Origin of the sequence: Pseudogemmobacter bohemicus (assembly GCF_003290025.1) — a bacterium.
Taxonomy (GTDB): Bacteria; Pseudomonadota; Alphaproteobacteria; order Rhodobacterales; family Rhodobacteraceae; genus Pseudogemmobacter; species Pseudogemmobacter bohemicus.
The window spans coordinates 815,596-823,912 of the sequence record NZ_QNHG01000001.1 but is presented as its reverse complement, the minus strand read 5'-3'; the positions used below and the strand labels follow the sequence as shown (position 1 = coordinate 823,912).

The following is an 8,317-nucleotide window of genomic DNA, read 5'->3' as shown; positions in this document are numbered from 1 at the left end:
AGGCTCAGATACTTCAGGCCTCAGACACTGAAGACCTCAGGGCACTGCGGCTTTCGATGGCGCTTTCTTTGCAGCCGGCTTTTTCGCGGCCGGCTTTTTGGCCGCCGCTTTTCTGACTGCCGGCCTGGCGGCGCCTTCAGCTGCCGCCTTCTTCGCCGGAGCTTTTTTCGCCTTTTTGGCCGGCGATTTCGCGGCTTTTTCAGCGACCAGTGCCAGCGCTTCCTCCAGCGTCACCGCCTCGGGGGCAATGTCTTTCGGCAGCGTCGCATTGACCTTTTCCCATTTGATATAAGGCCCATAGCGACCCGGCATCACCTGGATCTCGCCGCCTTCAGGATGCTGGCCCAGCGATTTCAGCGGCTGCGCCGCAGCGCCCCGCCCCCCGGGGCCACGCGCTTTTTTCTGCGCCAGCAACTCGACCGCCCGATTCATGCCGAGACTGAACACCTCTTCCGCGTCAGCCAGATTTGCATAGGTCTTGCCATGCTTAACATAGGGGCCAAAGCGACCGAGGCTGGTCTCGACCATCTCGCCATCCTCGGGATGCGGCCCGATCTGGCGCGGCAGCGACAGGAGTTGTAGCGCCCGCTCCAGCGTCAATGTATCCGGCGACCAGCCCTTGGGCAGGCTGGAGCGGTCGGGTTTGGGCTGCGCCTCGGTCGCCTCGCCGCGCTGCACATAGGGGCCAAAGCGGCCAGCGCGCAGGCTGATCTCATTCCCCTGATCATCCTGGCCCAGAATACGACCATCTGAGGCCACCGATTCCGCATCCCCCGCGATGGGGCGCGTGTAACGGCATTCCGGATAATTGCCGCAGCCGATAAACGCGCCGCCCGAGCGCGCGGTTTTCAGATGCAGACGGCCGGTGCCGCAGGTCGGACAGATCCGCGGATCACCGCCATCCGCACGCGGCGGATAGAGATGCGGCGCCAGAAAATCATCCAGCTTGTCAAGGACTTCACCGATCCTGAGATCTGCGGTCTCGGCCACCGCGGCCGAGAAATCGCGCCAGAATCGCGCCAGAACATCCTTGTAATCGCGCTCCCCCGCCGAAACATCATCCAGCTCGCCTTCCAGCGCGGCGGTGAAATCATATTCAACATAGCGGTGGAAGAAATTCGACAGAAACGCCGTGACCAGCCGCCCCTTATCCTCGGGGATCAGCCGGTTCTTATCCTTGCGGACATATTCGCGATCAACGATCGTCGTCAGGATCGAGGCATAGGTCGAGGGGCGCCCGATCCCGAGTTCCTCCATCCGTTTGACCAGCGTGGCCTCGGTATAGCGCGGCGGCGGCTGGGTGAAGCTTTGCGTCGCCAGAACCGCGCCGCCCTCGCCCAGAACCGCCGAGGCGATGCGGTCCTCATGCTCGCCCGCAGCCCGGGCGGCGGCTTTGGAAAACGCCTCTTTCAGCGCGCCGCTGGCCGGTTTGACCGCCTCGCCCTGCATGATCTGCGGCAGGCGGCCCTCATCCTCATCCTCATCATCGCGGCCCTGGTCATAGACGCGCAGGAAGCCGTCGAACAGCACGACCTGGCCATTGGCGCGCAGGCCCACCTGACCATCGGGCGAGGTGATATCGACCACCGTGCGCTCCATCCGCGCGGCTTCCATCTGGCTGGCAATCGTGCGTTTCCAGATCAGGTCATAAAGCCGGCGCTGATCCTCCTCGACCCGCAGCTTGCCAGGATCCACCGACATATCGGTCGGGCGGATGCATTCATGCGCCTCCTGGGCGTTTTTCGCCTTGTTCTTATACATGCGCGGGCTTTTCGGGACATAAGCATCCCCGAAGCGCCGGCCGATTTCGGCCCGCGTGGCCATCACCGCCTCGGGCGCCATGTCGATGCCGTCGGTCCGCATATAGGTGATATAGCCGGCTTCATAGAGCCGCTGCGCCGCATTCATGCATTGTTTTGCGCCCATACCGAATTTGCGGCTGGCCTCTTGCTGCAGCGTCGAGGTCATAAAGGGCGGCCAGGGGTTGCGGCTGGCGGGTTTGCTCTCAACACCCGCGACGGTGAACTGGCGCGAGGTGACCGCATGGACCGCCATTTCCGCCGCCGCCAGGGTCGGAATGTCGAATTTCTGCAATTTCGCACCGGCCAGGGCGACAAGGCTCGCCTCGAATTCCTGGCCCCGCGGTGTCGTCAGGATCACCTTGACCGACCAGTATTCGCGGGCCTTGAAAGCCTCGATCTCCATCTCGCGCTCGACGATCAGGCGCAGGCAGACTGATTGCACGCGGCCCGCAGATTTCGCACCGGGGAGTTTCCTCCACAAGACCGGCGAGAGTGTGAATCCCACCAGATAATCCAGCGCGCGCCGCGCCAGATAGGCATGGACCAGCGGCTCATCGACTTCGCGTGGCTCCTTCATCGCTTTCGTCACCGCGTCCTTGGTGATCGCGTTGAAGGTCACGCGGCTGACGGTCTTGCCCTTTTTCAGGGAAGACGCGAGTGCCTCTTTCAGATGCCAGGAAATCGCCTCGCCCTCGCGATCGGGGTCGGTGGCGAGAATCAGCGCATCATCGGTTTTCAACGCCTCGGCAATGGCGCGGACATGCTTTTTGCTCTCGGCCGCGACCTCCCATTTCATCGCGAAATCGTGTTCGGTATCCACCGAGCCATCCTTGGGCGGCAGATCGCGAACATGGCCGTAAGAGGCGAGAACGGTGTAATCCGGACCGAGATATTTGTTGATTGTCTTGGCCTTGGCAGGAGATTCTACAACGACGACAGGCATGAATCCCTTTCCGGAGCGTATCTTATACAGGCAATATGGGCGGACCCAGATGTGGTGCAACAGGGGGAATTGTCAACTGCGCTGCTCATAATCGGATAGTGGCGGGGCCGGTTCAGCGCCGGGACAGCAACCCTCCCGGCTGGCGCAGGATCCGCCCCTCCAGCTCCAGCGTCAGCAATTCCGGCACCAGGGCTGCGCTGGAAAGCGACAGATCGCGCATCAGCTGATCCTCGGCCAGCGGGCTGGGGCCGAGCCGGTCAAGGATCATTCCATGCAGCCTGACCGTATCGCCAGGCACCGTGTTGCGGGGAGGATTACCGGGCGGCATGGCATGCGGGCTTGCCCGTCCGGAAACAGCCCTTACTGCTGGCCTTGCCGGATCGGGAGGCTGCGGGGCCTGTGCCAGCGTGTCACGCTCAAGGCCAAGCGCCTCAAGCACATCACCGGCATCACGCAACAGCGTCGCGCTGTCGCGGATCAGATGGTTGCAGCCGGTCGAGCGCGCGTCAAACGGATGGCCCGGCACCGCCAATACCTCGCGCCCCAGATCCAGCGCCATCCGCGCGGTGATCAGCGAGCCGGAGCGCGCCGCCGCCTCGACCACCAGCACCGCCCGCGACAGCCCTGCCACGATGCGGTTTCGCTGCGGGAAATGCCTGGTCTGCGGCTGCATTCCCGGCATGTGTTCCGATATCCGCAGCCCCTGGCGGGCGATGTCAGCGGCCAGAACGGCATTTTCCTGGGGGTAGATCACATCGACGCCACCGGCCTGCACCGCCACGGTGCCGGTCTCCAGTGCCGCCTGATGCGCCTCGGCATCAATGCCCCGCGCCAGCCCCGAGACCACGCAAAAACCGGCCGCGCCCAGATCCCGGGCCAGCCGCCTTGCCATGCGCACCCCCAGCGAAGATGCATTGCGCGCGCCGATTATCGCCACCATCGGTTGCATCAGCAGCCGGGCATCGCCCTGCAACCACAGGACCGGAGGCGCATCTTCTGTCGCGCCGAGACGGTCGGGATAGCCCGGATCACCATGAAACAAGGGGGTCGCACCGATCCTGCGGCCAGCGGCCAGCTCGGCGCGGGCGACACCCTCGGGACAGGATTCATAATCGCCAACCCCGGCGCTGCGCGCGATCAGGGGCAATTCGGCCAGCGCCGCACGCGCCGAGCCATGTTCGGCAATCAGCCGGTGAAAGGTGACCGCGCCGACCCTGCGGGAACGAATGAGACGAAGAACATCCAGACGTTCCTCCTCCGTACGGGGTGGGGTGGGGTGTGTGGGGTTCGAAAGCTGACCGTCCGCCATGTCACCTCGCCTCATTCGCAGCTCCGACAATGGCGGCTCCTGGTTAACGAAAGCTGAAGATTCGCCCCCTCCAGAGCGATTTTCCGGCGATTTCAGGCAGAATTCCTAAATTGCTTTGCATCCCCCGTACGCCCCGCCGAACTGGCCCTACTGGCGCGAAGGAATGCGCCGATCTGGCCTCATGGCTTTGATTGATCCGCGCCCGCCGATCTGGTCGAATGCGCGCAAGAAAGCGGGGCTGCACCGCCGCCGCTGCCGTTGCCGCGCCCTGGTCCGGGGCCATGAGGAGCCTGCCATGAAAAACGCCGAAGTCGCCAAACGCCGCGAGGATGCCATCTCGAAAGGCGTCGGCATGTCGACCCAGATCTATGCCGACCGCGCCGAAAACGCCGAGGTCTGGGATATCGAGGGCAACCGCTATATCGACTTCGCCGCCGGCATCGCGGTCGTCAATACCGGCCACCGCCACCCGAAAGTGATCGAGGCGGTCAAGGCGCAGCTGGACCGTTTCACCCATACCTGTCACCAGGTGCTGCCCTATGAGAACTATATCCGCCTGGCCGAGCGCCTGAACGACAAGGTTCCGGGCAATTTCAAAAAGAAGACGATCTTCGTCACCACCGGCGCCGAAGCCGTTGAAAACGCCATCAAGATCGCCCGCCGCGCCACCGGCCGCAATGCGGTGATCGCCCTTGGCGGCGCCTTCCATGGCCGGACCTTCATGGGCATGACCCTGACCGGCAAGGTCGAGCCCTATAAGAAGGGCTTCGGCGCAATGATGCCCGACGTCTTCCACGTCCCCTGCCCGCAGGAAATCCACGGCATCACCACCAAAGACACGCTGGACGGCATCACCAAGCTCTTCAAAAACGATGTCGATCCCGAGCGCGTTGCCGCAATCATTTTCGAGCCGGTCCAGGGCGAAGGCGGCTTCTACCCGCTGCCGACCGATCTGATCAAAGCGCTGCGCGCGCTGTGCGACCAATATGGCATCGTGATGATCGCCGACGAAGTGCAGACCGGCATCGCCCGCACCGGCACCCTCTTTGCGATGGAAGCGCATGGCGTTTCGGCGGACCTCACCACCATGGCCAAGGGCCTTGGCGGCGGCTTTCCGATCTCGGCGGTCACCGGCCGCGCCGATCTGATGGATGCCAGCCAGCCCGGCGGTCTTGGCGGCACCTATGCCGGCAACCCGCTCTCGGTTGCGGCGGCCAATGCGGTGCTGGATGTGGTCGAGGAGGAGAACCTCAACGCCCGCGCCACGGAAATGGGCTCGCGTCTGAAGCAAAAGCTGGAAGAGATCCGCGCCACCACGCCCGAGATCATCGACATCCGTGGCCCCGGCTTTATGATCGCGGCGGAATTCGGCAAGCCCGGCACGACCGAGCCCGATGGCGAAATCGTGAAACGCATCATCGCCGAGGCGCTGAAGCGCGGCCTGATCCTGCTCTCCTGCGGCGTTTACGGCAATGTGGTGCGCTTCCTCGCGCCGCTGACCATTGCCGAGGCGCATTTCACCGAAGCGCTTGGAATTCTTGAGGCTTCGGTAGCAGCAGCCCGCCAGGCCTGAGCGCTGTCAGAAAGCGTGAATTGACGCCGGGCGCGGAGTCGGGGAACCTGACGGCATCGGGCTGCGTTAACCACGCAGCCCTGAAACACCGCTCTGCGGAGCAAACCATATGAGGTTGTTATGAAAGCGATCGTCCTTGCTCTCTCCCTCTCCGCGCTGGCGCTTTCCGCCTGTGTCGAGACCACGCCCACCCAGAACACCATTCTGGGCGGTGTTGCCGGCGCAGCAGCCGGCGCCGCACTGTCGTCGGGCGACGATATGGGCAAAGGGGCGCTGATCGGCGCGGCCGTTGGCGCCGCCGCCGGCACCTATCTTGGCCAGACCTCGACCGCGGGCCAGTGCTACTACCGCAATTCGGCCGGCCAGCGCTACGTCGCTGCCTGCTGAACGGCGGGCCCGGCCTGCATCTGAGCAATCGAAAGACAGCCCCGCGCCGCAAGGCCGGGGCTGTTTCATTCGGGCCTGGCTGCACAAGGCGCGGCTCTCACAAGGCGCGGCTCTTTCGGGGCAGCCCCGCCCATCTGATGATCTACCGCCCATCTGATCTCCGGCTATCTGATCTACAGCCCATCTGATCTCCGGCCCGACTGCCGACAGCGGCTCTTGGCAGCGCCGCACGCGCCGCCTATGACGGGCCTCAGCCGGGGCCGCGCCCTGCCCTCCCTCAGCCCCGTTCCGGAACGCTCCGCCGATATGACCAGCCGGCCCGATCAGCCCCCGCCCTTGCTCATCCGCACCGGAGAGGTGCGGGTGCCTGGCGGGCGCAGCATCCTGGGCGCGCTGGATCTGGAACTGTCCGAGCAGAGAATCGCCATCATCGGCCGCAACGGCTCGGGCAAGAGCACGTTCATACGGCTGATGGCCGGGCTGATCGCCGCCGAAAGCGGCAGCGTCAGCATCAGCGGCAAGGATATGTACAAAAACCGCCGCGCCGCGCTGAACGCTATCGGTATCCTGTTTCAGAACCCGGACCACCAGATCCTGTTCCCGACCGTGGCCGAAGAGCTGGGCTTCGGCCTGACCCAGCAGGGGCTCAGCCGCAGCGAGGCGCGGGCAAAGGTGGACCGGCTCCTGCTGGACGAGGCCCGCAGCCACTGGGCCGAAGCCCCGGTCAGCACGCTTTCGGGCGGACAGAAACAATATCTCTGCCTCCTGTCCCTTTTGCTGATGGCGCCGCAGACGCTCTTGCTGGACGAGCCGTTTTCCGGCCTCGACCTGCCGACGGGCCTGCGGCTGAAGCGCCGCCTTGCCGCCCTGCCCCTCAGGATCATCACCATCGGCCATGACCCGCGCGATCTGACGGATCAGGACCGGGTGCTCTGGTTCGAGGCCGGCGCGCTGCGGATGGATGGCCCGCCCCGGGAGGTTCTGGCAGCCTATAGCGCCGAGATGACCCGGCTGGGAGAGGTCGATGCTGACACTCACCTCGCCGGTTGAGACCCCCTGGCACCGGTTGCCGGCGGGGGCGAAACTTGCCGCGCTGATGCTCTTCGGCCTTCTGGTCATGGCATCGGAAAAACTGCTGCCAATCGGTACTGCGGCGCTCCTTGTGCTGGCGCTTTATCTGCCCGGGGGGCGTCTGCTGCTGGCGCAGGGCGCGCGGATGCTCTGGCCGCTCTGGCCCTTTGCGCTGGCGCTTATGGTCTTTGGCTGGTGGGACGGCAGGCCCGGCCATGCCGGCCTGATCACGCTCAGGATGCTGACCCTGGTGGCGGCGGCAAATCTGGTGACGATGACGACACGGCTCACCGATATGCTCGCGGTGTTTGAACGACTGGCCCGCCCGCTGGCGCCGCTGCTGCCGCCGCGCCGTCTGGCCATGGCTTTCGCATTGGTGATTCGGTTCGTGCCGGTCATGGCGGAAACCACGGCGCGGCTGCGCGACGCCTGGCGGGCAAGATCGCCGCGCCGCCCGGCCTGGCATATCGTGATGCCGGTCCTGCTGGGGGCGCTGGATATCGCCGATCAGAGCGCCGATGCGCTGCGGGCGCGGGGCGGTGCAGATGGAAGCCCCGGCGGCAAAGAATCCTGACAGTCCTGTGCAACATTGCACTTGATGCCATGCCCTGCTGCAGCATAGCGTGCCGCAAATGCACAATGGAGCATGGAATGGAACGCAGCCTCACCCATATCGCCCTGATGGCAGCAGTTCTTGCGGCTCTGGCGGTCATGCCGCAGATCGCGCTGCCCTTTGGCGTGCCGATCACCGCAACCTCGCTGGGTGTGATGCTTTGCGGCACCGTGCTGGGCGCGCGCAACGGCTTTCTGGCGGTGCTGCTTTACCTGCTGCTGGGCCTTGCCGGCCTGCCAGTCTTTGCTGGCGGCAAATCGGGTATCGGCCCCTTCATGGGCCCGTCGGCCGGCTTCCTGATCGGCTACCCGATCACCGCTCTTGTGATCGGCTGGCTGGTCGAGCGCACCACCCTTCCGGTGGGCTGGGCTGCGGGCGCGGCCTCGGTCATCGGAGGCATAGGCGTGCTCTATCTCAGCGGCATTCCGGCCATGGCCTGGGTGCTTGATATCTCGCTGGCGCAAGCAGCTTTCTATTGCGGCTCCTTCCTGCCGGGCGACATGATCAAGGCAGTGCTTGCAGGCGTGATCACCGCCTCGCTTGCCAAAGCGCGCCCGGCCTCACTTCTGTCACGCGCCTGACCAGAGACGGCCGATTTCTGAAACAGAAATCGGTGCGT

General features: G+C 64.6%; 7 protein-coding genes. 5 read left to right on the top strand and 2 right to left on the bottom strand.

Annotation, left to right across the window (positions count from 1 at the left end):
- Window positions 1–36: 36 nt before the first annotated feature.
- Together topA and dprA are read right to left on the bottom strand one after the other, a co-directional pair.
- On the bottom strand, window positions 37–2,745 hold the full coding sequence (gene topA / locus DRF71_RS03955) for a type I DNA topoisomerase (protein WP_112309246.1): 2,709 nt from the start codon (window positions 2,743–2,745) through the stop codon (window positions 37–39).
- Window positions 2,746–2,857: 112 nt separating this feature from the next.
- A complete protein-coding gene (gene dprA, locus DRF71_RS03950) occupies window positions 2,858–4,054 on the bottom strand; it encodes a DNA-processing protein DprA (RefSeq protein WP_112309245.1) in 1,197 nt (398 codons plus the stop codon).
- A 295-nt stretch (window positions 4,055–4,349) separates the two neighbouring features.
- Here dprA and DRF71_RS03945 point away from each other — a divergent pair, with 295 nt between their 5' ends.
- From DRF71_RS03945 to DRF71_RS03925, 5 genes are all read left to right on the top strand, one after another.
- Window positions 4,350–5,627 carry a 4-aminobutyrate--2-oxoglutarate transaminase gene (locus DRF71_RS03945; RefSeq protein ID WP_112309972.1) on the top strand — a complete coding sequence of 426 codons (1,278 nt, stop codon included), beginning with the start codon at window positions 4,350–4,352 and terminating at the stop codon, window positions 5,625–5,627.
- Between the two features lie 120 nt (window positions 5,628–5,747).
- A complete protein-coding gene (locus tag DRF71_RS03940; RefSeq protein WP_112309244.1) occupies window positions 5,748–6,014 on the top strand; it encodes a glycine zipper 2TM domain-containing protein in 267 nt (88 codons plus the stop codon).
- Window positions 6,015–6,254: 240 nt separating this feature from the next.
- The gene (locus DRF71_RS03935; protein WP_232831286.1) at window positions 6,255–7,064 is read left to right on the top strand and encodes an energy-coupling factor ABC transporter ATP-binding protein; all 810 of its coding nucleotides are present in this window, start codon (window positions 6,255–6,257) and stop codon (window positions 7,062–7,064) included.
- Window positions 7,039–7,659: an energy-coupling factor transporter transmembrane component T family protein gene (locus DRF71_RS03930; protein ID WP_112309243.1), complete on the top strand. Its 621-nt coding sequence runs from the start codon at window positions 7,039–7,041 to the stop codon at window positions 7,657–7,659. Before DRF71_RS03935 ends, DRF71_RS03930 begins: the two co-directional genes overlap by 26 nt.
- 77 nt (window positions 7,660–7,736) lie before the next feature.
- The gene (locus DRF71_RS03925; protein WP_112309970.1) at window positions 7,737–8,279 is read left to right on the top strand and encodes a biotin transporter BioY; all 543 of its coding nucleotides are present in this window, start codon (window positions 7,737–7,739) and stop codon (window positions 8,277–8,279) included.
- The last annotated feature ends 38 nt before the right edge of the window (window positions 8,280–8,317 follow it).